Below are 25383 nucleotides of genomic sequence, written 5' to 3' on the forward strand. Positions count from 1 at the left end.
TATGGCAGGCATTGGAATGGTATTTCAACCTCGGAGGAACATCACTCCGAGCACGCTCACAATCGATTGGTCGATCGGTGCCAGCAATTACAGCCTCACGGACGACGGCGTCGGCAACCTGACAGGCAACGGATCTGGAACCGTGAACTACGGATCCGGCCAGGTCAACTTTAAGCCTAACCCGGCGCCGACTCCGGCTGATGGGGATTACTCCGTCAGTTACAACGAGTTCAGCGGATCCACAAAGAAAACCGACAGCGTCACGCCGACACAGGCGGAGATCACAAAGGCGCTGGCGGACAGCGATATCCGTCCGGGCTCGCTGGTGGTGGTTGCTCAGATCGAGCGGATCAAGGAATACGTTGACTATTCGACCTACGGCAGCGGCGGTACCGCCGACGAGCGCAGGACATACACCCTGGAGGCCGTGGCGCACGACGACGGTAACGGCAATCTCAAGCGCGACGGCGTGATCGTGGGATCCGTGGACTACGTCGCCGGCTCGGTCACCTTCGATATGCGCCAGAACTACAACTATACGGTTCTCGAGCAGGGCTCCGGCTTCCTGGCTCAGCAGTGGAAGCAGAACGGCACGAACGGTCTCGAGGACTACGACACCGGCACCGATATCACGTTCGCGTACACCGTGAGTTCGGATCCGGACACGGCGCAGGCGAAAACGATACCGATCCCTGGCTTGAAGATCGCGCTTATTCCTGGATCTCCTCGCCCGGTGATTCCTGGCTCGGTCCTGTTCACCTTTGGCGGCAAGACATACCGAGATAGGTCGGGAGCGATTATCACCGACTGGTCACCTGTGACCGACGCAGGCACGAGCGCCGGCTCGATCGACTACTCGACTGGTATCGTCGAGCTGAACACCTGGCCAGTCTCTCAGAACCTCGCGACAGCCGCGAACATCCTCTCGTGTCTGACTTGGAAAGGGGAGAGGACCAGCTATTACAGCAAGTTCCGGACGGCCGGCGCTCCGCTTCGGCAGGCGTCGTTGATCCTTAACGCGGTCACCGAGTCCGGCGTTGAGGTCAGTGTCCAGGCCGCCACTGACGGCACACTCACCGATGACGCGATCGCCTCGGGCAAGGTCGACACCGAAACCGGGATCGTTACGATCGAATGGGCCGAGCCGATTTTCCCGACCTCCCTCAAATACTCGGCCGTGGCCTACAAGTATTTGCCGCTGGATCCTGGCCTCCTGGGGCTGGATCCGACTAGGCTCCCGAGTGACGGCCGTGTCCCGATTTTCCTGCCCGGGGATGTGGGCGTGTTCAGTCACACGATTGAGACCGAGGTCGTCAGTCCGACCGCCGGCGGTACCCTGACATTCACCAGGGATCACCAGGCGGAAGTGTGGGTCAAGGGTGCCGATGGCCTGACACTGGATCCGAACAGCTACACGCTCGACCGCGAGGCTGGCGTCCTCACGTGGGGCGATCCGTTGGTACTCCAGGACAGCGAGGGCGCAAGCATCACAACTCCGCTAACTGTCTACGACCGCGTCGAGGATATGGTCCTGATAACGGACGTGCAAGTATCTGGCCTCGTGGGTTTCAATGCGCAGCTTTCGCAGGACTACCCGGCTGGAGAGGCGACCCTATCCTCGGCGGTCCTTCACGGTGATTTGAGGGCGCGTGTGTACAACATCTTCCACCAGGCGAGTTGGACCTCCGAATGGTCAGACGAGCCGATCGGCAGCGACACCACCGCGAAATATAACGACGTCGCGTATCCGTTCGAGATCACGAACCAGGGTTCGATCAAAGAACGTTGGTTGATCCGTTTTACCACGGCGACCAGCTTCCAAGTCGTTGGCGAGACTGTCGGCGTTATCGGTAACGGAAACACGTCGACAGATGTCTCGATCATAAACCCGGCCACCGGGGCGCCTTACTTCACGATCCGACAGGAGGGCTGGGGTACCGGCTGGAATGCCGGCAACTCGCTGCGGTTCAACACTGACGGAGCTCAGGCGCCGTTCTGGATTGCTCGGACCATTCTGTCCGGTCCCGCGACAGCGACCGAGGATTCATTCGCGACACAGAACCGGGGGGATGCTGACTAATGGCAGGTTCAGGATGGGATCCAACTGGTATCGAGGCGGAGATCACGATCAGCGGAGATGGGCAGACGGCAACCAGGTCGGGTGACGAGACTTTCGGAACCGTTAGAGGTATAGAGGGAAGGTCTAAGGGGCGTCGGTACTTCGAAATTTCGCCGGACGATGTCACCGACGATATCTTTTGTTCTGGTGGTTTTATCGGAGCTGGAGCAAGTCTCGACGTTGATCTCGGAACCGGTACGCCAATCGCTGGAGGATGGAAGCCAGCCTCCGGAACATTCAGTTACAGCTATCCTGGCGGATCCGGAGCACGAGAAAGCCAGCCTGACGTAAGCGCCGGTGTTCTCGGTATCCTGATCGACTTCGACGAGAAGACTTGCACGGTCTACAGGGACGGGGCGATCGTCTGGGTTGAGTCGATGGATATTCCGAACGACACCGTTCTTTATCCGGCGGCCAGCCTTTACAGTGATACCAGCATGACCTTGCAGACTGTTGAGCCTTTCCAGTTTCCACCGGCCGTTACGTTCATTGCTTGGGACAAGCCAGACAGTGCGCTTGGGAGCCGTGTCGCCGGACTCATGGAGATTGAGGGCGTGCCAGTCGAGAGGATGCTACGGGCGTTTAGTTTCGAGCGCCTGACGTTCGTCCTGGATGACCAGACGATCACTGAATCAAAGCCGCTGGGACAGACCGTAAGCGATCCCGGGACGGGGGAATACGAAATCATTCTCCGGGATGGCTTTCCGCGTGAAGTGTTCGTCGTGGCCTTCGATAACTACGGCGAAGAGTTCACGCCGGACGCGGCTATTGCGGTCGGTGATCGGATACACCCGACGGCGCCAAACGGTTACGTCTACGACTGCGTCACCGCTGGCGATCTGTCATCGTCCGAACCCTCATGGTCAACCGACACCGGCCAGGACCAGACCGTCGGTACCGCTGTAGTGCGGCCGGCGCTTTTCTATCGGCCTGCAGTGCATGGGCCGATCAATCCGGAGATCATAGAGATTGGGCTCAACATCCAAGTTATGAGAAAACCAATAGCGCTCGGTATCGACTTCACAATTTGCGTAAAGCCGGACGGCACTGTAGCGGCATGGGGTAACAATCAATACGGAGCAACAGACGTTCCCGCAGGCCTTACCGATGTTGTCGCGGTTTCCTGCTCCTACTACGACGCTTACGCTCTTAAATCCGATGGCACCGTTGCTGGATGGGGGCGTGGTCTGAATGGATCTCAGAACATTCCAGCCGGTCTATCCGGGGTGATCGGTATATCCGCAACTGGCTACGGCTGCATAGCGCTTAAGGATGATGGAACTGTAGTCACATGGGGTAGTACTTCAGGCTCGACAAGCGCGACAGACATCGCTCAAGTTGCGAGTGGATACGATCACGGCATTGCTCTTGATTCTGAGGGGGCAATTGTTACCTGGGGCGACACCGGAAACGGTAAGCGGAGTGTGCCTGCTGGGCTGAACATTGCAACCATCGTGGCCGCCGGTCTGGAGCATTCCCTTGCTTTTTCTTCCGATGGTACCGTCTATGCTTGGGGGCTAAACGGCGATGGCCAATGCAACGTTCCGGCCGGCCTTGGTGGTGTTATAGATCTTGCTGGTGGCCGTTTTCACAGCGCCGCATTGATTGATACCGGAGAAGTCGTCGTGTGGGGTTCATCTAACTATGGTGTGCGGAACCTGCCAGAAGGTCTGGGCGACGTCGTCATGATTGCCTCGTTCTATTACACGATGGCTGCAGTTCAGAGCGACGGGACTATTGTCATGTGGGGCAATAACGACGACGGACACGCCGATGTACCCGTCGGCGTAACGGCCAAGGTCTAACCGATGCCCTACCTGATACCGTCGCCAGTCTTCGCAGATTTCAACCTCGAGGCTTCGGAATACCGACCGCCAGCGGATCCGATGGCGGTCAATTTCAATATCCTGGATTCTGGCGAGATCCCGATTCAGTACCCGATCCCGCCGGGGATCATGGTCACGTCGTCGCTGGCGGTCGAACTGACGAGCTCGGCGCCGGTTAGCAGCTCCGGCGTCGGTTACTCCATGACGCCGGCACAGAAGGCTGTCAGGCGCACTCTACGCGTGGCGATGGCCTCGAAGCAGTTCGACGGCCGATCGCCTCAGCAATGGGATAAGGTGGTGGCGAAGGACGAGCCGATCACGGAGGGCGTCCAGCCCTGGAGGGCAGCGGCGGTCAAGGGTCCGGGAGCGAACGCCAGCGGATGGGATCCTGTAGCGATCAAGGACGCCAGGCGCGGCGGGCCTGCTCAGGCCTGGGACAGCTCAATTCGTCCGATCGACCAGGAATCGGGACAGGGATACGGCTACCCGCGAGCCAAGGACGTGATCGATCGACAGTCGAGCATCGACAGTGCAACGTATTGGGAGCCGGAGCCGGCCGCGATCCTGGACGGATACGCCCCGGGGGCTTCCGACTTCAATCTGATATCGAGGCCGTACAACGTGCCCAGCGCGGCCGTCACCGATTTCAATCTCGACAGACACACGAGGATCATTCCGCCGGTTATCCCGACCAGGCCGCTATTCAGTGACCTGGATCTTCAGGGGTGGACTACCAACAAACCGGCAGACAATCGCTTTCGTCATCCCTGGGACGACAAACCCCGTAAAGGAACCGAGGTCGATTTCGACTATGACCAACAACCTCCGCTACCTGGTGATCCGCCAGATGAACCTGAAATCAAACGGACCTATATCATCATGAACAGCAGCAGCTTGATCGCTACAGCGGAGAATATGCCCCTTGAGTTCTCCGATCTAACCATCGAACTGGACATTGATAGCTTCGCCTGGAAAATGAGTTGTAGCATACTCAACCGCCAGAGCATGGATCTAATACGGCCAACAGCCCAGGGCCCGGCCGAAGTGATCGCGACAGTGAACGGACACCAGTGGCGCTTCATCGTGGAGCGGTACAGCCTGGACAAACGCTTTGCTAAGGAGCGGTGGAGGATAACCGGTGTCAGCCGACCCCAGTTACTGGCAGGCCCATACGCTCCCAAGCGTACTGGCCGGATTGACCAGCCAACCAATATGGCTCTGGCAATGACAAACCAGGTGGAGTTCACCGGCTTTACAGTCGCGCTCCAGGATGGCTTGTATGACTACGTTATCCCCGCCGGAGCTTGGGGGTATGAGGGCAAGACGGCCATGGAGGTGATCTCCGAACTGGCGGCCGCCGTTGGTGCGGTGGTCATTCCGGATCGAACCGACGACATCCTGCATATCTATCATCGCTACAAGCAAACGCCGCCATGGTATTACCCCGGCTTGGCCGAATCCGATCTGGATGCCGTCATCCAGGATTCCATGGTGACTGGTTACTCATCCCAGTGGGAGCCTCAACCGGAATACAATTATGTGTTTGTCAGCGGAATCACCGATGGCGTATCGACAGAGGTGATCCGGCAGGGAAGTGCAGGCGACCAAGCCGCCCCGGATATCTATGATGAGCTCAATGTTGAGGCTCAACAGTGCCGTCTGCGAGGGATAACTGCGTTGTCTGCTGGTGGCAATCAGGAGATCGTCACTATTGAAACGATCCTCCCAACCAGTGGTTCCCCTGGTCTCATAGTGCCCGCAATGCTTGTCGAATACCGAGACACTAGGGATTCGTCCGCGACCTGGCGAGGCAATGTGCTGGGTGTTTCAATCAACGTCAGCAAGCCTGGAGCCAGCCGGGTTATTCAAAACGTTAAAGTCGAGAGGCACCACTACTGATGGCAACCGTTAACCCTTGGTCCCGGTTCAAGCAACTACTTCCGCGAGCAGCCCGATACATAGTAACCATCCAGTCCGTTCAGACGGACGGTACCAGCTTGGCCACTCGCCGGGATGGGGAGGTAGTCCGGTTGAAGGGCACTCCGGTAGAGGCTGGGAAGAAAGCGTGGGTAGAGGGGCAGCAGATCATCGGCGAGGCGCCGGATCTCCCCAGTGCCACGCAGTATGTATAATACTATAAATAACTGAGTTGTCGCGTCGTTGGATGGGTAGGTCATGATGTCTGCGTGTTACGTCTTTCCATGACAATTATCGTGGTAGATATTTAGGTCCTGCCTTCTTTTGCACCTGTTTTTTGAACTTTTTTTGCTTTCTATCCATCTTTGAAATAGGAATCTCTACTCGAATTGCTCCATCGCCGATGATCATATATTTCTTGAAGAGGTCAAAAAATGACATTCCCGAAATATTGTCCCTCATGTCATGTAGTATCATGGCGAGCGCATCACCTTGTTTCAGATCAACACTAGATCTATCCAAGTCATGATAGTATGCCCGTACCGTCTTCTCATCCGTATCTATATCTGTATTTATCTCTGTTTTAATGAGGAAAAGTTGGGTTCCATAAAAGAATATGTCCTTAACACCTTCTTTGCTCTGACGAGCTTCAAATGAAGGCGGTATATAGGCATTGAATTCAAGGGATTTCCTTACAGCCTCACGGGTGTTTCTTACATGTTTGAATAATAGAGCATAGTAGATGCTCTCCGCATTTATTTCTTCGAGAACATCATGCATGGCTTTGACTGCGAAGCTTCTATTGGATAAGAAGACACCAAAGCTACCTGGCGCCAGCTCACGCTTTGCTGGCAATCCGTACCACCATCCTACTATTAGGTTTCTTAAGTTGGTTCTTTTTCTTGTCGGGACTTCAATGTGGTGGTCTAGGTAGTAGATCATTCTTGCGACAGTGTTGTAAAAGAATGCTTCAAGCCTTCCTGACCTGAGAATGTAGCTTCCCCGGTCTGACTTGTATCCAGGTTTGAGGCTGTCAATAATATTCTTTAGCAAATAGCAGAATGTCTGTGGAACTGAGCCAGATCCGTGGGATTCTTTTTCCAGATATTGAGATAGTTCTCGAAAGTAAACTAAGTCAGATTCACTTAATGCGCTGGAAGGATTAGTGTCATTTTGATCAACTTTCCGAAGCAAGTCTAAGGAATATGATGTCAATTCAAAGTTTCGCTGTCGGACTATTTTATATCTTTCCTTTATGTCTTCTTCTTGCAGTAAATTCTTAATGCTTTTGGCGCCAAAATACGCTGCACCGAGAGCGGCAATCCCGATTGCAAAACTCTCAAAAATATTTGCGTAGTCAACCAAGGAAAAGGCTTGGCCCGAAATATCGTCAGCTATATTTAAGTTTTCCATATGTAAAATCGCTTATTAGTGCAGATAATCTACTTACTTAACTCTCGGGTTTTATGCGCCAACTACTCTGATAGCTATATAATTGGATAGCTGCTGAAACTTTATTTTAGAGCTAAGGAGACTCTGAATAAGTCTCAAAATCAGCGATAATTCGGCCATCGTCAACCGCATAGGATTCAATGTCGCCATGGATCAGATCACCTTCTCCGAAGCCGAGTACCAGACCAAGAAGCGCAAAACCCGCCGCGAGATCTTTCTGGAACGGATGGACAAGCTGATTCCCTGGAAGCAGCTGGAGAAAAAGGTAGCCCGCCATTACCCCAAAGGCCAGACTGGTCGACCGCCTTACCCGCTGTCTACCATGCTCCGCGTTCACTGCATGCAGTTGTTCTATAACCTCAGCGACCCGGCCATGGAGGATGCCTTGTACGAGATCGAATCCATGCGTCAGTTCGCCGGCCTGAAGCTGGACCGCTTGCCGGACGAAACCACGATCCTCAAGTTCCGCCATTTCCTGGAGCGCCACGGCCTTGGCAAAGTGCTGTTCAAAGAAGTGAACAAGCACCTTGAGAAAAACGGCCTGATGCTGCGTGAAGGCAGCATTGTCGATGCCACTATTATCTCTGCACCCAGCTCCACCAAAAACGAAAGCGGCCAGCGCGATCCGGAAATGCACCAGACCAAGAAAGGCAATCAGTGGCACTTCGGCATGAAAATGCACATCGGCGTTGATGACACTCTCGGACTGATTCACAGCATCGACACCACGGCGGCCAACGTTCATGACATCGTTCCCACCGGTAAGCTGTTGCACGGTGAAGAGCAACGCGTGTTCGGTGATGCCGGTTATCTTGGCGTTCAGAAGCGGGATGAGCATAAGGATCGCAAAAACGTCTCTTGGTTCATCGCCAAACGGCCTGGGACTCGGAAGAAACTGGATGCCGACAAGCTGAAAGCCGAAGAAATCAAAGCCAGTGTTCGTGCCAAGGTGGAGCATCCGTTCCGGTACATTAAACAAGTCTTCGGTTACGGCAAGGTCCGCTATCGCGGACTCGCCAAAAACACCAACCGTCTGCATTTGCTGGCTGCGTTCAGCAACCTGCTGATTGGTGAAAAATACCTGCTGGCATAGGGCCAGTGCGCCTGTTTTCCGCCAAAATGGCGGGAAACGGGCAAAAAACACACGAACATTGGGAGAATAGTGTCTGAATCTTCGGTTTTTGCCGGCTCAAACCAAAATCGGCAAAAATCAGCGGTTATTCAGACCTTCCCTAACTAAGGCTAGCATATCACACTAACAGTGAAGCCTGTTTGGGTGACCCATGCAGCCGGTGCGCGAATCAAACTAGAAGTTTAAACGGAACAGGTAATTCGCTAGTTTGTGCGATAGTAACCACTCCAATCTGAAACACAGCCATTCCTAAAATACACATAGCTCGATGAATAGTCAGGGTAGTGGTATGCCCACTGGATGGAACTGCCACCCGTGTTGATGCTACTGGGCGATCCCCAGGATCTGCGTACATCTGCCGGCTTCATTCCTCGAGTGATTTTATTCTGAACCAATAGCTGCCGCAGCCTGGTGGAATTGATGTAGGAGCACGACTCACTATTAGATTTGTTGGCACGCTTCTCCGGTTCGTAGAACTCGGCATCAGTGCCAGTGTCAAAGCGGCCGCCAATCGCTGGGGCTGGTTTGTGGTCGATCTCCCTGGAGTCCTTCCCGCAGGGCTCGTCGGAAAATACAGCCTGGCCATTGACAGTGCATTTATAGATGGCGGCGATCGCCACAGATGGGAACATGGTGAGAATCAATAAAGCGAAGAGTGCTTCCTTGAGCATGCTAACCTCCTTTTGTGATTAGCCTATCGGAGTTACACGATTCAGTGTGTCAAATGGTGTTAAAGCATGCGGGGATTTGGGGGCGGGTGTTTTTAGCGGTGCTCCTATAATGCTCCAAGCCTTTTCTATTTTCTTTTAGGCTTATGATTTATATATAAAAATATAGTTCGACTTTCCAATCCATCATCGGGGCCACACAGAAGCGGCGGGAGGGCTTCAGAGTGGGAGTTTCCTGGGGCGCGTTCATGTTCATTGACTGCTCAGTTATACCGTTCACAAGTGATTCGAGGGGGCACAGTTTATCAGGAAAACGCACCTTTTGGCGTGAGGGGGTGTGCGAAAGGTAGTGTAAACACGGATGTCGCGACTGGATTCACGAGTCGTTGACGTGGCGATCAATGCGCGACAAAATACTGTATAAATAATCAGTATTGGGTCGAAGGCATGCTCGATTCGGCCTTTCAAAATTTCAACCAGGCAGGTGGATCCGTCATGACTGGACAAGGCCCGGTATCTTTTGTTGACGTTAGGCGCCGGTTCGAATTCCGGAGCATTGAAGTGGGTCGTTGGGTTACACCGCCTGAACGGGACCGGGCGGCAGGCAGGTTCTATGAGGCTTTGTGCGATCTTATGAGTATCCTCCAGGGCCCGGAACATCTGATCTCGTTGCGTGGATCACTGGGGTTGCAGTACGGGATCGGCGGCCGGCCGGGCGTTGCCGCGCACTACATCCCTGCAACCCGACAATTGGCGCTTGCGAAGAATGCGGGGGCAGGAAGCCTGGCCCACGAATGGTTTCACGCTTTCGATCATTACATGGGGCATAAGGCGTTCCGCCGCCTGGGGAGTGGCGGATTCGCGTCCAGTGGTTGGCTGGATAGCGCTGACCAGAAGGAGCATCCTCTCAACAAACGATTGGGCGCCTGTTTTCAGGCCATCTTGCTGAATGAGGATGGTACCAGCCCCAGTTCGTTGTTTCAGTGTTCGAAGCGGGCGGATACGCAGATGAAGGTGCTTTATTACGCGAGGCCTGAAGAACTCTGTGCCCGGGCATTTGAAGCGTTTGTTGAAGACAGTCAGCCGCAGAGCAATTTTCTGGTCAGGGGGACCGTCTACTCTGACGAGGCCAGGGCAGGTCTTTATCCGAAAGGAAAGCAGCGCCAGCGAATCAACGACGCGTTTGAAGGCTACTTTATGGCACTGGGTGGAGCACTTTATCGTGAGCATGCTGAAGATGGCCCTGTTGGCCAATCTTTGTCGTCAACTTCCTGAGATCATCCACATTCGATCGATAACAAAGACAGGGTTGCCTCATGAACAACTGCATTTTTATCACTGGCGCTGCCGCCGGTATTGGCCGGGAGACCGCCCGTCTTTTTGCCTCCAAGGGATGGTTTGTCGGTGCTGCTGACCGGGATGAGGCGGCCCTGGCATCGCTTGAGAGTGAACTGGGGGATGATCGGTGCAGTACCCACATTGTGGACGTGGTGGACGAGACATCGGTCAGGCAGGGCCTGGCAGACTTTGCCAGTCGTACGGGTGGCCGGTTGAGGTTGCTTCACAATAATGCCGGCATTCTGAAAGTCGGCCCGTTCGAGAAGATCAATTTGGCCGCGCATCGGGCCGTGGTAAAGGTCAATGTGATTGGGCTGATGACGGTTCTGCACGGCGCCTTCCCGTATCTGAAGGCAACGCCGGGTGCCCAGGTGGTGAACATGAGCTCGGCATCTGCCGCCTATGGGATTCCGGACTTCGCGTCTTACTCCGCCAGCAAGCACGCCGTACGTGCGATGACCGAGGCTCTGGATATTGAATGGGAGCCACACGATATCCGCGTGTGTGATCTGATGCCTCCGTTCGTGAATACCGGCATGGTGCAGCAGAACGAGCAGGGATCCCGTTTATTTGAGCGCCTGGGTGTTAACCTGACTCCGGACGTCGTTGCAGCACAGGTGTGGGCTCAGGTCGAGCAGCCACGTCTGCACCGACCAGTTTCCATGCAGTTCCGGGCATTGTGGCCCATCGCCAAATCCGCGCCCACGTCCCTGACCCGGCGTGTGTTAAGAAAACTCTGGCGTCAGTAGTCTGCTTTTGGTCCGGATCACATCCCAGACGATCAACGCGGGTGGTTGGTGGCCTTTTCAATGTACCTTTGCTGCATCTGTTCGGAACCAAATGCCGGCAACGAAAGGGTGGGGCCACTAATATTCAATGGCTGTGGACTTGTCCCGGTTTGATCACGCAAGGGAGCACCCGCTGTCTGATCGAAATTTTGTTGCAGTGCATCCATGTTGCCAAGGCCTGCATTGGCATTCATTAGATCGTCTTCCGTCATAGCTGAAAAGCCGGCGCCGAGAGTGGAGGGAGTGGTTTTTGCCTTGTTACCCGCCGTTGTCTCGCCGAGGGCGTTAAACGAGGCAAGTGTGACGATAATCAGGCATCCACGGCGGAACATTGAAAGCATCCTTTTTTCAGATAATTAGCGATCTTAGGGTATTTATTGGTTGATCAGGCGACAAGCGCGGGCCGGCTGTCCTGGGACGTATGTCGCAAAAAGCATCACATTTCGCACTAAGCGCTATTTAGATGCATGCCATTGAGCTTTCTAATACGATACGGCGTTACTAACATCTGCGGAACGCTATTTATATGCCAGTAATGGTTCAGGCGCTGGTGCCTGTATTTGTATTGATTTTGTTGGGTTATCTGTTCCGGCGCTGGCATTTTCCAGGGGGCGACTTTTGGCCCCAGGCGGAGCGCTTCACCTACTACGTCCTTTTCCCGGCGATGTTGATCTTCAAGTTGGGCCAGGCTCAGGTGCCAGCGTCAGCCTACGGCGATATCCTCATTTTGATCGTTGCCATGCTGGCCGCAATGACCCTGTTGCTCATTGCGCTGCAATGGCTCTGGCGTTGGCCGGGGCCGGTATTTTCCTCGGTATTTCAGGGCGGTATCCGTTTCAATTCCTACGTGGCCCTGGCAACAGCCGGTATGTTGCTTGGGGATGACGGCCTGTCGCTGATTGCCATTGCCGTGGCAGTGAAAGTACCGTTGCTGAACCTGCTTTGCATCCTGATGTTCTCCGTGGTGGCGGGGCAGGGTGCGGTGAAGCTGAAGCCCGTATTCAAGGCTGTCGTCTCCAACCCTCTGATCATTGGTTCGGTGGTTGGGATGTTCTGGAGCTATTTTCAGATTGGCTTCCATCCACTGGTGGCAGGTATTCTCGAGCCATTAAGTGACCTTGCGTTGCCGCTGGGTTTGATGACGGTGGGTGCTGGCCTGCAGCTAAAGGCGCTACGCGGCGCCTCCATGCCATTCCTGGTGTCCTCGATGGCAAAGCTGGTAGGTTTCCCGCTGCTTACGGCAGGGTTGGCACTGCTGCTGGGCCTGGAAGGGATGATGGTTCAGGTGGCCATACTGCTGGCAGCGCTGCCAACAGCCACTTCTTCATACATCCTGGCGCGCCAGCTTGGTGGTGACGCGCCCTTGATGGCGGGCATCATCAGTGGCCAGACCTTGCTGGCCATGGTGACTATTCCCCTTCTACTTGGCATCCTCTGGTAAGCACTTGAGCACAGCGTCTGCAAGGCTCTGTTGAAAAGTGATGTAGCCGTCTTGATCGGTTTCAATATCGGTGGCGAGCGGGTCCCAGGTACTGAATGTTATGTCCAGACCTTCGGTGATTGAGCGCCACCATTGACGGTTGAACTGAGGCTCAGTCAGCAGGCAGGGTTGATTGGCGTTGCGCAGTTTTTCCTGGACTTCTGCGATGTGGCCGGCACCTGGAGACAGTTCCGGGTTCAGCGTCAGAATGCCTTCCAGGTTCATGTTGTAGTGTCCCACGAAGCGGGTGAATGCGTCGTGGTATGTGAAGAGATCAATGTCGCGAGCAGGATCCAGGCGTTGATTGATCGCTGTCTCGGTCTCGGCCATAGCCTGCTCGAAACGCGCCAGATTGGCGTCAAGCACGTGGGTGTCTGCACTTTTCAGGGTTGCGAGTACCCGGTGAATATCCCGCGCCATCTCAACCGCCAGGGCCGGATCCAGCCAAATGTGCGGATCCTCTCCGGAGCCGTGGTCGTGGTGATGGTCGTCATGACCGCCTGATTCTTCATGGTCGTCATGGTGGTTGTGATGTTCATGTTCGTCATGGTCACCGTGATTGTTGTCTGACTGCACTTCCGGCACGTTTTCGCCGTGCATGAGTGAATAGGTGCGATCCCGGAACTCGCTTCCGCCGAGCAGTCGGGTCAGGAAGGTTTCCATCTCAGGGCCCACCCAAAAAATGGCGTCAGCAGCTTCCAGTGCCCTGCGCTGTGAGGGTTTCATTGAGTAGTTGTGCGGGCTGGCGCCAGGCTGAACCAGCGTGGTGATTTCCACATCGTCAGTGGCTATGGCTTTCACCAGCAGTTCGATGGGCTTGAGGGAGGTGACAACCTGGGTGCTTGCCAGGGTGCTGGTGGATGCCAGGAGTGTGGCGGCACCCAATGCGATGAGGCCTGTAAAGCGGCTAGTGGTCATGTGACTGAGACTCTGGAAAATTAATGGTACGTTATAATATAACAATACGAGCGGCGAATGAAGAGGGCGATCGCCTGACCATGCGAAATCCGGCTGTGGCCGGTATAATGCATGGCTTTTAATGCATAGCCTTTTTCAGGCTGACACCATCAGGATGTTTTCATGACCGTACGTACCCGAATCGCACCGTCTCCCACCGGTGATCCCCACGTTGGCACCGCCTTCGTGGCGTTGTTTAACCTGTGCTTCGCCCGTCAGCACGGTGGCCAGTTCATCCTGCGGATTGAAGACACGGATCAGGTTCGCAGTACGCAGGAGTCTGAACAGGACATCCTGAATGCCTTGCGCTGGCTTGGGCTGGAGTGGGACGAAGGCCCTGACGTAGGTGGCCCCCATGGTCCCTACAGGCAATCAGAGCGGAAGGATTCGTATCGTCAATACGCGTTGGACCTTGTCACCCAGGGGCATGCGTTTTATTGCTTCCGCACACCTGAAGAGCTGGATGCCATTCGCGAAGAGCGTAAGGCTCAGGGCCTGAATCCAGGTATCAAGGGCAATCTGGAGCTGACTGAGGAAGAGGTCAAGCGTCGCCTGGATGCTGGTGACCCCTATGTTATCCGGATGAAAGTACCGGAAGACGGCGTTTGTGAAATCGACGATATGCTACGCGGCACCATCGAAATCGACTGGTCCCAGGTAGATAGTCAGATCCTGCTGAAATCCGACGGCATGCCCACCTACCACCTGGCCAATGTGGTTGACGATCACCTGATGGAAATCACCCACGTGTTGCGTGGAGAAGAGTGGATCAACTCTGCGCCCAAGCACAAATTGCTGTACGAATACTTTGGCTGGGACATGCCGGTACTGTGCCACCTGCCGCTACTGCGCAATCCGGATAAGAGCAAGCTGTCCAAGCGCAAGAACCCCACCAGCATCAACTTCTACGAGCGCATGGGATTCCTGCCGGAAGCGGTTACCAACTACCTGGGCCGTATGGGCTGGTCCATGCCGGATGAGCGCGAGAAATTCACCCTGGATGAAATGATCGAAAACTTCGACATCCAGCGGGTTTCCCTGGGCGGCCCGGTTTTCGACGTGGAAAAGCTGCGCTGGCTCAACGGTCAGTGGATCCGTGACGAACTCAGCGACGACCAGTTCGTCGAGCGCATGCGCCACTGGTGGTTCAACGAGCAGGCGCTGCGGGATCTGGTGCCTCACATCAAGGGCCGGGCGGAAGTGTTCAGTGATGTATCGCCGATGGCCTCGTTCATGTTCTCCGGCATGCTCAACCTCAAGCCGGAAGACTTCGGTCACAACAAGCTGGATGAAAGCCAGGTCAAGCGGGTGCTCCAGTTTACCCTGTGGAAGCTTGAAGCCCAGCGCCATTGGAGCAAAGAGAATATCTTTGCCGACGTTAAAGCTCTGGCCAAAGCCATGGAGCTGAAGATGGGTGATTTCATGTTCGCCATCTTCGTCGCTGTCGCCGGTACCCCTAACTCCTGGTCCGTTATGGACTCCATGGCTATCCTTGGTCCGGACATGACCCGGTCTCGCCTGCGCCATGCTCTTGAGGTAATGGGTGGATTCTCCAAGAAGGAAACCAAGCGGGTGGAAAAAGAATACGCGGCATTGCTGACGGAATAACCAATCTGTTGAATTAGTAAGCGACCAGAACAGGGATGTTCACGAAACTGAAAAAACGTTGGAAAAAAGGTTGACGCCCCAAGGGTCGATCCTTAATATACGCAGCCGTTGAGGGGCCATAGCTCAGCTGGGAGAGCGCAACACTGGCAGTGTTGAGGTCAGCGGTTCGATCCCGCTTGGCTCCACCAATTTCTAGTCCCCTTCGTCTAGTGGCCTAGGACTCCGCCCTTTCACGGCGGCAACAGGGGTTCGAACCCCCTAGGGGACGCCAATACGGCTCAACCGGTTTAGTCCGCCGGTAAGCCATCAAAAAAACCGCCTTCGGGCGGTTTTTTTGTGTCTGAAGGAAATGTCAGCGGGACGCTATAGCCCCTTTGCCGACGCCTTCATAGGCCTTGACACGAATGGCGTCCTCCGGAAACTCGGATTTCAACTGTCCGGCAATGTGCGCCGCAATAAGCTCCACTGTGGTGTCCGAATCCAGCATATAAACCCGGCTCTCCGGCAATGTCAGCGCAAATTCCCCCTGATTCGCCTCGTATTCAAAGGTGACGTACGCTGTGCCATCCTCGGCCACCCAGCGTTGGGTTACGTCCTCCTCGGAGCCCACATAGATATCCTGCCACCGCTTGGCCCATTGGTTCTCAAGATCCCGGTCTCTGTGCTCATTGCGGTCGATCCGAATAGGCGAGCGATGCCCATGGGCGATTCGCTGGCAATTACCCATGTGTTTCTTCAGGCCGTGAACATAGTGGTAGTAGGCCCCTTCAATCACATCTTCACGTAACTCAATATCCACATCCGTCACGTTTGCCGGCAAGACTGCCCGTAACTCCTGCTCCAACAGCCGGGCAACGGCAGATGGCACTACACGGTCAGACGACAGCCACACCACCGCTTGGTCCGGGGACCGATGAAGAATCCGGGTGCCGTCGGTCAGATGCCAGGTGAAGCTGTCTGGCTCATCCTCATTCCACTCAAGCCCCTTATAGGCTCTTGGGATCACCAGCCGGTGGTCCACGCGCTCGTCGATGACCCGTTTGATGGTGCGTTTGACGTTGCTGAAATCAAACACCATGCCTTGGTCATCCAGTTCGCCACCGAGCACCACATCCACAATCCAGCTTTCACCGACGAGCCCTCTGGAAGCATCCAGGTAGGCGAAGTCGATAACCGTTAGATTGTCTACGAAAAGGTGATTCATCGGAGGGGCCTGGCAAGAAAAGGTTGATTGATGCGCAGATTCTAGCAAAAATCCGCCAACGCTAGCAGCCTTGTATGACTTGCGTCAGGGGTAGCGAGGAGACCCAAGTACAAATGCACACTATTGCCGGTTCCGATTACCACGCTTTTCCTGTTCTACTCCTGGCGGCAGGAGCCTCCAGGCGTATGGGAAGGCCGAAGGCGCTACTTAAATTCAATGATGGCACGTTAATGGATCACGCTGTGTCCCAGGCCAAGCAATTGGGAGCGAACGTTACGGTTGTCTCTGGTTCTGGATACCCCTTGGTACGGTATCGATGTCGTAATCAGCCCTCTGCCTGGTGTTACACGCCTGATTGGGTATTTGGGATGGCTGCTTCATTGAAATCCGGGCTCCAGACTATAGGCCCACGAGCCAAGGGCGTATTTGTCACTCTTCTTGATCAACCGTTAGTTTCGGAGTCTGATCTTCGCTCTCTGGCATTTTGTGCGAGGCAAGAGGTGAGTGAGCCGTTTGCGGCAGATATCTACGGTAATCCCGGCGCTCCCGCCTACATACCCAGGCGCCTATGGAAAGAGATAATGATGCTGGAGGGTGATCGCGGTGCGGCTCGTATACTGACTCGTCATCAGGCCAAAACGCTTGCCATCAAGGGTGTTGAATCCGATGTGGATACGCCAGAGGATTGGAGGCGAATCCGCTACGATTAAGGCATTGCAGGTGCAGAGGATCTGTCTCTGGGCGGCCCAACGGTGTCAGGTTTTTATGCATATAGCGCTCGGATAGAAATCGAAAACACCCCTTACTCTATGAAACTCCGATGAATTGTGATTTTGGCGCGAGCTATGCTTTGGTCATGTGAGGAGGCTGGGGATTCGGCGTTGTCTCCGTGGTGGTTTGGGCATTGATCGAGCTCCCAGGCCAAAATCAAGCATGGAGGGTTAATCATGCATAACCTGACTAGAAACTCACTGACGCCTTGCCTGCTGGCATCGGCGTTACTCTTTTCCAGTGGCAACTCGTCTGCAGCGTTACTTGACGCTTTTGAAAACGGTGGATTCGAAGGTTATACCGGCAATACGAACTCATTCAACAGTGATGTGCCTCCCGGCTGGACTACAACAGAGGGTACGCCGGATGTGTTCAATGCTGGTACAACCATGAATAATTTCGCCTGGCAATCAAGCAGCACCGGCGGTGATTTTCTTCATGGTATTGGCTGGGATGGTCGAGCAGGATCGCCCTATGTGGAGAGTGCCTTGCAGGTTGGTCTCGAAGGGCTGGTTATTGGGCAGCAGTATGAGATTTCCTTTGAGCAGAGTATAAGCAATAGCGCGTTCTCCGAGGCAGGAGGTTATTGGGAGATCATCTTTGGGACAGAGAGTCAGAATTCCTCTGCTATGGAGATGCCCGACCTGGGCACAATCGCGGATTGGATGTGGGAAACCATGATTTTTACCGCGACTGCTGAGATCCAGACACTTGAAGTTATAGCGCATAGTACCTTTGGGCCAAGGGCCGACCTGGGCATAGACAGCTTTTTCCTGGGTGATCCGGGTACCAACCCGGACAATCCGGACACTCCAGATGTCCCTCCAACGGCATCTGTGCCGACTCCAGCAAGTCTTCCGTTGTTTGCGTTGGGGTTGACCGGGGTTCTGATAGCGGGATTGAGAAGACGTCGTCAGTGCTAAGAGCAGAAATACCGAGCCGGGTAACCCGGCTCGGTATTTCCGTCGTTTTGTTGTCCTGCCTTCAGGCGAACAACCCTGAAAGCCAGGCGATGCCCACCGCAAAAATACCAAGGCTGGCGGCCAGGCCGACGGTGTAGATGCGAGAGGTGGCGGAGCGCTGTTGTGCCACGAACAGGTCAATGGTGCGCTGGGCGATGTCCTCCGCGGTTTCCCGGGAAATTTCATGGGCCTGCTGGATGGCCTCGGATTGCAGGGTCTGCCAGAACTCGGTATCAATGGTTTGTACGCTGGTGATGTGATCCTTGAGTTCCGCCATGTGGTCACTGGTGAAGCCGGTATTGCGAGAGAGGTCTTTGCGCAGGTCAGCGAGTTCCCGGCCCAGGTTCAGGTTAACTTCCGCCGCCACGTCGTCACGCAGGTTGCGGGTGCGCTCTTCGATCATTTCGGTCACCGCGTTCAGGCGTTCCTCAACCGCGGTTTCCTGCTTTTTGCTGGATTCGTCCAGTACCCGCTTAAGATGGTCAAACTGCTCGTCGAACAGCGAGCTGAGTAACTCGTGCAGGCGGTTGTTAATGTGGGTTTTTACCGCTGAGCGGGCGATCTGTTCGATCAGATCGCTGGTCAGTGGGACAACCTGGGGGCCGCTGTTGTCGCTCGCGTGTAGCCCATCGTCGGCTTTTGGTGACATTTCCAGGGAGGCATCGGAGGGAATGTCGAGGATGTCATCGTCCAATTCATTTGGCTCAGCATCCAGTTCCGGCGGTTCGGGCAGATTGCCTTCGGTCACATCACTGTCGAGCTGGTCGAGAACGAGGCTAAGCCCCTCGGTGTGTGGGGGCTTGGTCAGAATGTTGTAAACGCCGAAGTTGCGGGCTTCCTCCATGAACGACGACGATTTCTTGGAGGTACACATAATGATGGGGATGGCGGCAGTGTCGGGGTTGCCCTTGATGGCCTTGGTGGCCTCCACACCGTTCATGCCCGGCATAAGGTGATCCATGAAAATCACGTCTGGACGTTGATGGGAGCTCAAAAAATCCAATGCCTCCTCTGCCGAGCCAGCCATGTTCACCTCCATGTCCCGGCCTTCCAGCAGTTTGCTCAGGGCAAATCGAGCCACTTTCGAGTCGTCTACCAGGAGTGCATTCTTGATCGCCATGTCACAACCTCAACCTTTACAGCGTGTGTGTTCATTATCGGGCCGGCGTTTACCAGCCTTCAAGTGTCGGGCACTGGGTGGCCCGGTAGCTTTTCTCCCGATAACAAACACCGGGTTCCTTGGTCCGGGCAGTAAATACCTCCCCGGCTGCCGTTGTCAGGCGTACCTGTCCATAGGGTTCGCCGTACCGGAAGGTCGCTTCAATCGAACTGCCATTGGGGTTCAGTAGCAGCCCTTTGCCGTGGAACGAGCCTTCAATATACTGGCCTTCGTATTTTTTTCCATCAGCGAAGACTTCCTTGCCGTTCCCGTGGAACTCGCCGTTGGAGAATTCCCCTTCGTAGTGGCGCCCGTCGGGGTAGGTAAGAGTGCCTTCACCATGGAATTCGTCATCCTTGAAGCCGCCGACATAGAGCATGCCGTCCGAGGTGGTGAGCGAGCCATGCCCGTTGAGCCTGCCGCCTGACCATTGTCCGGTGAGAATGTCGCCATTGGCCATGGTGAGCGTGCCCTGGCCGTCAAACTGGTCATTGCGGAACTGGCCGGTGTAGCGGGTGTCATCCGCGTCACGCCAGGTGCCTTCGCCATGACGCTGGCCTTTTTCCCAGTCGCCTTCATAGCGGCTGCCGTCCGGGAGCCAGGCGGTGCCCTTGCCGTCAAATTCGCCGTCCACGAAGTGCCCCTCATACCTGAGTCCGTCGGCGTCTTCGTAGGTGCCATCGCCGGTTTTGATGCCGCCAACCCAGGTACCGTCCCGGTACTCCACCCTCGTATAGGCCTCCAGTTTGCCCACCAGGGTTTTCTCATTGCCGGCGGCGATAGCCACGGTCTGTTGCCAGGGCTTGTAACCTTCCTTGCGGATGATGATGTCGTATTTGCCCGGCTCCAATTCCAGATCCAGCCGTGTGGCCCCGTGGTTCTTACCATTGATGGTGACGTTGTCGCCGACGACATTGGAGCGCAGGATCAGCAGCCCGGTTGTGGGAGGCTCTGGCGCATCGCTCCGAGCCTCCGTTTCCGGCATGGCAGACACTGGCTCTGCCATCGCCAGCATCTTGGGGTCTTCCGGCAGGTCGGGAACGGAAAAAGGCTCTGCGTTTATGCGGTTGGCGTCGGACGCGGTCTCGGAACCGTTGACTGGCGTCTCTCCGGATGCCGCCAGGGCATCGTTTTCCAAGGGCAGTTCGAGGTCGTTTTCGGCTACGTCTTCCCTGCTATTCGGCTGGTAAAGTTCGTCCGAACGCTGCGCGTCCACTGGGGTATCCATGGACGCACGGGCAATGGTCTCTTCGGTGTCCGGGGCGGTGGCTACCGGTTTCATGCCCCTGGACAGGTCATCGCGGACAGACGCAAAGCCTGCCGTCACCAGAAGCATCAGTGCCAGTGCGTTGACAAACAGGAGGGGTCTGAAATCGACCATGGACAACCTCTCAATTCTGCATTCGTGTAACTGCCAATGTTTCGCCCGTTTCATCGTCGTTAGTCAACGGGTATGAGGGATGGCACCGCTTCATCTTACCCAGTCGGGGCAATGTTATGTAACACAAAGTCACTGAAGTTCACGAGAATGCAGGACAAATCACACTTTGTCCGGAAGCTGGTCATGGTTGAGCTGTTCCCAGGAACGCATGTAGACGTCTGCTTCATATTCGTAGGGGGATTTGAACGGCGTTAGCACAAAATCGAAGACCAGAAAAAAGAACCCGATCGATGCCCAGGCGATGACTAGCGTGCTCAGGGTGTTTGCCTGAATTTCCGGGTTGGCGTCGACGAACCCTTCGAGCAACGGGATCAGGTCGGACGCCATGACCACCGGGTTGAAGCTGGAAAGTACAAAAGGTACCCAGAACGCGATGAAAACCGGAAAGAAACCAAAGGACCAGAGCACCCGGCGAAGCAGATACATACCGATGGCGCGCCAGTAACGCTGCCTTATTTCCGGAACGCGGCGTATGCGCTCCAGGTAGCGTCGGCGCTCGGCCCAATAGGCGGCCACCTCCGGAGCGTGGATGGCGCGGCGATTGCCGGCGGCCTGGTGGGCGGATCTGGCCGACTTTGGCGAAGCGTCCGATGTGTGGATTTCGTGGGGTTCGGTGGTCATGGCGTTGGGTACTGCCTTGTCGCTTCTGGTTAGTGCATGATAATAGAAAGTACGTGTTACCCTACAATCCCCATTTAGTTAAAGACAGGACAGTTTGAATGGCTGCAGTGATCGAAAACACCGTCCATCCGGCCTTTGAAAAGCTTCGCAGTCACCGGATCAGCACGCTGAACGTGACGGTCGAGGAATACCGTCACCGCAAAACCGGTGCCCGCCACTTGCACCTGGCGGCGGATAACGACGAAAACGTGTTCTTTGTGGCCCTGCGAACCTTTCCCATGGACTCCACCGGTGTTGCTCATATCCTGGAGCATACGGCGCTGTGTGGCAGCGAGCGTTTTCCGGTGCGCGATCCGTTTTTCATGATGATTCGCCGGTCCCTGAACACCTTTATGAATGCCTTTACCAGTAGTGACTGGACGGCTTATCCCTTCGCCAGCATGAACCGCAAGGATTTCGACAACCTGTTGACGGTTTATCTGGACTCGGTGTTCTTTTCCTCTCTGGACCCGCTGGACTTTGCCCAGGAAGGGCATCGCCTCGAATTCGATACGCCAGACGATCCGTCCACCGACCTGGTCTACCGCGGTGTGGTCTACAACGAAATGAAAGGCGCCATGAGTGCGCCCACGTCACAGCTGTGGCAGAACCTGTCCAGCCACCTGTTCCCGACCACCACCTACCACTACAACAGTGGTGGTGAGCCAGACCACATTGTAGATCTGAGCTACGACGACCTGTTGCGCTTCTACCGTCATCACTACCATCCCAGCAATGCGATCTTTGCGACCTACGGGGACATTCCAGCTCACGAGCATCATGAACGCTTCGAGGAGCTGGCTCTGAAGCGGTTTGATCGTCTGGATGTGGAGCTGCCGGTACGTGATGAGAAGCGGATGTTCTCGCCGGTGCGCGTCGACCAGAGTTACGCCGTCAGTGAGGGCGAGGAAACCGGCCACAAGACCCATATCGTGATGGGCTGGTTGCTGGGACACAGCTTTGACCTGCAGGAAAACCTGGAGGGGCAGCTGCTGGCCAGTGTTCTTCTGGAAAACAGTGCGTCGCCCCTGATGCGGGCGCTGGAAACCACCGATATTGGTCATTCGCCGTCTCCGATGTGCGGCCTGGAAGACTCCAACCGTGAAATGACCTTTGTCTGCGGCATTGAGGGCAGTGACCCGGAGAGGCAGGACGACCTTGAAGCGCTGATCGAACAGACGTTGGCGAAGGTAGTGGAAGAGGGCGTCAGTGAGGATCGCCTGGAAGCCATTTTGCACCAGTTGGAATTGCATCAGCGCGAGATTGCCGGCGATAGCTTCCCGTATGGCCTGCAACTGATCATGACCGCGATTTCGCCGATGGTCCATGGCGGCGATCCGGTTGAGCTCCTGGATTTGGAGCCGGTCCTGGCTGATATGCGGGAAAAAATCCGTGATCCTCAGTATGTGCCCGGCCTGATCCGCCGCAAACTGCTGGAAAATCCGCACCGCGTTACCCTCACGCTGCGTCCGGATGACAAGCTGGAGAGTCGTCGCCAGGCGGCAATTCGCGATGCCCTTGCCCGCCGCAAGGCCTCGTTGACTGACGAAGAGGTTCGCCAGATTATCGAGCGCGCCCAGGCCCTGGAAGAACGGCAGACACGGAAAGACGACGATTCCATCCTGCCGAAGGTTGACCTGACCGACGTTCCCCTGCAGTTGCCGGAACCCGAGGCGCGGTTCGCCGGCGACATGCCTGCGACCATTTATGCCCGTGGCACCAATGGTCTGGTGTACGAGCAGGTGATCCTGCCGGTACCGAACCTGATCGAGGAAGAACTGTTGTTGCTGCCGTACTACACCACCCTGATTCCGGAAGTGGGTTGCGGCGACTTGGATTACCTGCAGATGCAGGATCGTATTTCGGCGGAATCCGGTGGCATCAGTGCGTCCTTCTCCGCCAAGGGAAAAATCGACGATGTTCAGGATCTTGAGGGTTATATCGTCTTTAATGGCAAGGCGCTGGCTCGAAACCGCGAGGCGTTGACTCGCCTCCTGAACGACGTCTTTGATGGCGCCCGCTTTGATGAGAAGGAGCGGGTGCGGGAGCTGATTGCCCAGATTCGTTCCCGCCGCGAGCAGGCGGTTACAGGCAGTGGCCATGCGTTGGCCATGGGGGCGGCATCGCAGGGAATCAGCCCGGGTGCGTGGCTGTCGTTCCGTCTTGGGGGATTGGAAGCTATCCGTGGCGTCAAGGCGCTGGATAAGTCCCTCAGCGAACCGGCCGAGCTCGACAGATTCTGTGAGCGGCTTGCAGCACTGCACGAACGTATTCGGAACCAGTCCCGTCAATTCCTGCTGATCGGTGAGGAAGAGCAGCTGGACCCGATGCTGACGGAAATGAAGACCGTTTGGGGCGACTCCGGTGCGGGAGAGCAAGCAGCCTGGAAGCTTGAGCCCGTCAGTTATCAGGCGCGTCAGGCGTGGTTAACGTCAACCCAGGTGAACTTCTGCGCCAAAGCCTACAGCACGGTTGCAATCGACCACCCGGACGCAGCGGCACTGACCGTTTTGGGTGGTTTCCTGCGCAACGGCTACTTGCACCGGGCGATCCGTGAAAAGGGTGGCGCCTATGGCGGTGGAGCTGGCCAGGACAGCGTGAACGGCACGTTCCGTTTCTTTTCATACCGCGATCCCCGGTTGGGCGAGACGTTGGAGGATTTTGACAACGCCCTGAAGTGGCTGCAGACCGAGCAGCACGATCCTCAGGAGCTGGAAGAATCCATTCTCGGCGTGATCGGGCAACTGGATCGCCCACGGTCACCAGCTGGTGCAGCCCGCCATGCTTTCCACAATCGCCTGTTCGGCCGGACGCCCGAGCAGCGTGCGCGTTTCCGGGAACGGGTGTTGGCGGTGACCCTGGATGATATGAAACGAGTGGCCCGCGAGTGGTTGAAGCCGGGCAGCGCCAGTGTAGCGGTTGTCACCAGCTTCGAAAATCGTGATACCGCTGAAAAACTGGGGCTGGAAATCCAGGAGCTATAAGGCACCTGAAAGCACCCGAAAACGGAAGGCCGACGCTCATTAAGGGAGAGGGCGTCGGCCTTTTTGTTATCTGCTCTATCGGTTCCGTTTAAGCCCGGTGCTGACCATGATGCGCGTAGAGATTTCCTCCACGGAATACGCGGTTGTGTTGAGGTAAGGAATTCGTTCCCGGCGGTACATCAGCTCAATTTCCTCAATTTCATGCATGCACTGCTTCATGGATGAATAACGGGAGTTCGGTCTGCGTTCGTTGCGGATGGTTGCCAGCCGCTCCGGCTCGATGGTCAGCCCAAAAATTTTCTCCTTGTGAGGCCGCAGCGCAGCTGGCATTTGCTGGTCGTCCAGATCTTCCTCGGTTATGGGATAGTTGGCCGCCTTTACACCATATTGCAGGGCCAGATACAGGCAGGTGGGCGTCTTGCCGCTGCGAGAGGCGCCGACGAGAATCAGGTCTGCCTCGTCGTAATGACGCGTGCGGGCGCCGTCATCGTTATCCAGCGCAAAATTAACAGCATGGATGCGCCGTTCGTAGCTGCCTTCGTTGTTGATGGCGTGTGATTTGCCAACGGTATAGGACGACGAGGACTGCAGCTCCTGTTCCAATGGATTCAGGAAGGTACCGAAGATATCCACCATGAAACCGTTTGCGCCGGCGATAACATCGCGGATATCGCTATTAACGATGGTGTCGAAAACCAGCGGCCGCATGCCATCGATTTCCTCCGCTTTATTGATGCGCTTGACCATCTCCCGGGCTTTGTCAGCGTCATCAATATATGGCACCGTAATGCGTTCAAACTCAATTTTCTCAAATTGTGCCAGAAGGCTGTGCCCCAAGGCCTCGGCGGTCAGGCCGGTGCCATCGGATATAAAGAAAGCGGTTCGTTTCATGGTGTGCGGTCCGGCTCCGTATTTGG

Annotated in this window: 21 protein-coding genes and 2 tRNA genes; 14 read left to right on the forward strand and 9 right to left on the reverse strand. The window is 55.5% G+C overall.

What is annotated here, in order from left to right; all coding sequences use genetic code 11:
* Nucleotide 1: 1 nt before the first annotated feature.
* The 4 genes from ACTRWH_RS06420 to ACTRWH_RS06435 are packed head-to-tail and all read left to right on the forward strand — an operon-like array spanning nt 2 to nt 6077.
* Nucleotides 2-2080 carry a hypothetical protein gene (locus ACTRWH_RS06420; RefSeq protein ID WP_462826141.1) on the forward strand — a complete coding sequence of 693 codons (2079 nt, stop codon included), beginning with the start codon at nt 2-4 and terminating at the stop codon, nt 2078-2080.
* Nucleotides 2080-3924, forward strand: coding sequence for an RCC1 domain-containing protein (locus ACTRWH_RS06425; RefSeq protein WP_462826142.1), 1845 nt, complete (start codon nt 2080-2082; stop codon nt 3922-3924). The genes ACTRWH_RS06420 and ACTRWH_RS06425 overlap by 1 nt, the downstream gene beginning before the upstream one ends.
* Before the next feature lie 3 nt (nt 3925-3927).
* Nucleotides 3928-5844: a hypothetical protein gene (locus ACTRWH_RS06430; RefSeq protein ID WP_462826143.1), complete on the forward strand. Its 1917-nt coding sequence runs from the start codon at nt 3928-3930 to the stop codon at nt 5842-5844.
* The gene (locus ACTRWH_RS06435) at nt 5844-6077 is read left to right on the forward strand and encodes a hypothetical protein (RefSeq protein WP_462826144.1); all 234 of its coding nucleotides are present in this window, start codon (nt 5844-5846) and stop codon (nt 6075-6077) included. Before ACTRWH_RS06430 ends, ACTRWH_RS06435 begins: the two co-directional genes overlap by 1 nt.
* A gap of 76 nt (nt 6078-6153) precedes the next feature.
* Here ACTRWH_RS06435 and ACTRWH_RS06440 read toward each other — a convergent pair whose 3' ends face one another.
* Nucleotides 6154-7275 carry a hypothetical protein gene (locus ACTRWH_RS06440; protein ID WP_462826145.1) on the reverse strand — a complete coding sequence of 374 codons (1122 nt, stop codon included), beginning with the start codon at nt 7273-7275 and terminating at the stop codon, nt 6154-6156.
* Between the two features lie 187 nt (nt 7276-7462).
* Here ACTRWH_RS06440 and ACTRWH_RS06445 point away from each other — a divergent pair, with 187 nt between their 5' ends.
* The gene (locus ACTRWH_RS06445; protein ID WP_339752636.1) at nt 7463-8407 is read left to right on the forward strand and encodes an IS5 family transposase; all 945 of its coding nucleotides are present in this window, start codon (nt 7463-7465) and stop codon (nt 8405-8407) included.
* Nucleotides 8408-8649: 242 nt separating this feature from the next.
* Here ACTRWH_RS06445 and ACTRWH_RS06450 read toward each other — a convergent pair whose 3' ends face one another.
* A complete protein-coding gene (locus ACTRWH_RS06450; protein ID WP_462826146.1) occupies nt 8650-9117 on the reverse strand; it encodes a DUF4124 domain-containing protein in 468 nt (155 codons plus the stop codon).
* 492 nt (nt 9118-9609) lie between these two features.
* Here ACTRWH_RS06450 and ACTRWH_RS06455 point away from each other — a divergent pair, with 492 nt between their 5' ends.
* Both ACTRWH_RS06455 and ACTRWH_RS06460 read left to right on the forward strand, forming a co-directional pair.
* Nucleotides 9610-10389: a CLCA_X family protein gene (locus tag ACTRWH_RS06455; RefSeq protein ID WP_085680064.1), complete on the forward strand. Its 780-nt coding sequence runs from the start codon at nt 9610-9612 to the stop codon at nt 10387-10389.
* Nucleotides 10390-10430: 41 nt separating this feature from the next.
* Nucleotides 10431-11201 (forward strand): SDR family oxidoreductase, encoded by a 771-nt coding sequence (locus tag ACTRWH_RS06460; protein ID WP_462826147.1) that lies wholly within the window; start codon nt 10431-10433, stop codon nt 11199-11201.
* Between the two features lie 32 nt (nt 11202-11233).
* Here ACTRWH_RS06460 and ACTRWH_RS06465 read toward each other — a convergent pair whose 3' ends face one another.
* Nucleotides 11234-11572 (reverse strand): hypothetical protein, encoded by a 339-nt coding sequence (locus ACTRWH_RS06465; protein ID WP_075194767.1) that lies wholly within the window; start codon nt 11570-11572, stop codon nt 11234-11236.
* Between the two features lie 194 nt (nt 11573-11766).
* Here ACTRWH_RS06465 and ACTRWH_RS06470 point away from each other — a divergent pair, with 194 nt between their 5' ends.
* Nucleotides 11767-12681 (forward strand): AEC family transporter, encoded by a 915-nt coding sequence (locus tag ACTRWH_RS06470; RefSeq protein WP_075194768.1) that lies wholly within the window; start codon nt 11767-11769, stop codon nt 12679-12681.
* Here the strand turns inward: ACTRWH_RS06470 and ACTRWH_RS06475 are convergent.
* A complete protein-coding gene (locus ACTRWH_RS06475) occupies nt 12661-13638 on the reverse strand; it encodes a zinc ABC transporter substrate-binding protein (protein ID WP_085680066.1) in 978 nt (325 codons plus the stop codon). The genes ACTRWH_RS06470 and ACTRWH_RS06475 overlap by 21 nt on opposite strands.
* Before the next feature lie 162 nt (nt 13639-13800).
* Here ACTRWH_RS06475 and gltX point away from each other — a divergent pair, with 162 nt between their 5' ends.
* The 3 genes from gltX (at nt 13801) to ACTRWH_RS06490 (ending at nt 15556) form a co-directional block, all read left to right on the forward strand.
* Nucleotides 13801-15285: a glutamate--tRNA ligase gene (gene gltX / locus ACTRWH_RS06480; protein WP_036204988.1), complete on the forward strand. Its 1485-nt coding sequence runs from the start codon at nt 13801-13803 to the stop codon at nt 15283-15285.
* Between the two features lie 112 nt (nt 15286-15397).
* A tRNA-Ala gene (locus ACTRWH_RS06485) sits at nt 15398-15473 on the forward strand.
* Nucleotides 15474-15480: 7 nt separating this feature from the next.
* Nucleotides 15481-15556 (forward strand) — tRNA-Glu (locus ACTRWH_RS06490).
* An 81-nt stretch (nt 15557-15637) separates the two neighbouring features.
* On the opposite strand, the gene ACTRWH_RS06495 is transcribed toward ACTRWH_RS06490, so the two are convergent.
* Nucleotides 15638-16489: a 6-pyruvoyl trahydropterin synthase family protein gene (locus ACTRWH_RS06495; RefSeq protein WP_085680068.1), complete on the reverse strand. Its 852-nt coding sequence runs from the start codon at nt 16487-16489 to the stop codon at nt 15638-15640.
* Between the two features lie 113 nt (nt 16490-16602).
* Here ACTRWH_RS06495 and ACTRWH_RS06500 point away from each other — a divergent pair, with 113 nt between their 5' ends.
* A complete protein-coding gene (locus ACTRWH_RS06500; protein ID WP_085680070.1) occupies nt 16603-17199 on the forward strand; it encodes a nucleotidyltransferase family protein in 597 nt (198 codons plus the stop codon).
* Between the two features lie 237 nt (nt 17200-17436).
* Nucleotides 17437-18183, forward strand: coding sequence for a hypothetical protein (locus ACTRWH_RS06505; protein ID WP_036204995.1), 747 nt, complete (start codon nt 17437-17439; stop codon nt 18181-18183).
* Nucleotides 18184-18244: 61 nt separating this feature from the next.
* Here the strand turns inward: ACTRWH_RS06505 and ACTRWH_RS06510 are convergent, their stop codons facing one another.
* The 3 genes from ACTRWH_RS06510 to ACTRWH_RS06520 form a co-directional block, all read right to left on the reverse strand.
* A complete protein-coding gene (locus ACTRWH_RS06510) occupies nt 18245-19342 on the reverse strand; it encodes a response regulator (RefSeq protein ID WP_041333750.1) in 1098 nt (365 codons plus the stop codon).
* A 49-nt stretch (nt 19343-19391) separates the two neighbouring features.
* On the reverse strand, nt 19392-20762 hold the full coding sequence (locus tag ACTRWH_RS06515) for an MORN repeat-containing protein (protein ID WP_075194775.1): 1371 nt from the start codon (nt 20760-20762) through the stop codon (nt 19392-19394).
* A gap of 159 nt (nt 20763-20921) precedes the next feature.
* Entirely contained in the window at nt 20922-21443 is a 522-nt protein-coding gene (locus ACTRWH_RS06520) for a hypothetical protein (protein WP_226909934.1), read from the reverse strand.
* A gap of 98 nt (nt 21444-21541) precedes the next feature.
* Here ACTRWH_RS06520 and ACTRWH_RS06525 point away from each other — a divergent pair, with 98 nt between their 5' ends.
* Nucleotides 21542-24466 carry an insulinase family protein gene (locus ACTRWH_RS06525; RefSeq protein WP_085680077.1) on the forward strand — a complete coding sequence of 975 codons (2925 nt, stop codon included), beginning with the start codon at nt 21542-21544 and terminating at the stop codon, nt 24464-24466.
* A 75-nt stretch (nt 24467-24541) separates the two neighbouring features.
* Here ACTRWH_RS06525 and ppsR read toward each other — a convergent pair whose 3' ends face one another.
* Entirely contained in the window at nt 24542-25357 is an 816-nt protein-coding gene (gene ppsR, locus ACTRWH_RS06530; RefSeq protein ID WP_007154087.1) for a posphoenolpyruvate synthetase regulatory kinase/phosphorylase PpsR, read from the reverse strand.
* Between the last annotated feature and the right edge of the window lie 26 nt (nt 25358-25383).

This window comes from Marinobacter sp. G5_S1_61_S3, from assembly GCF_054968585.1.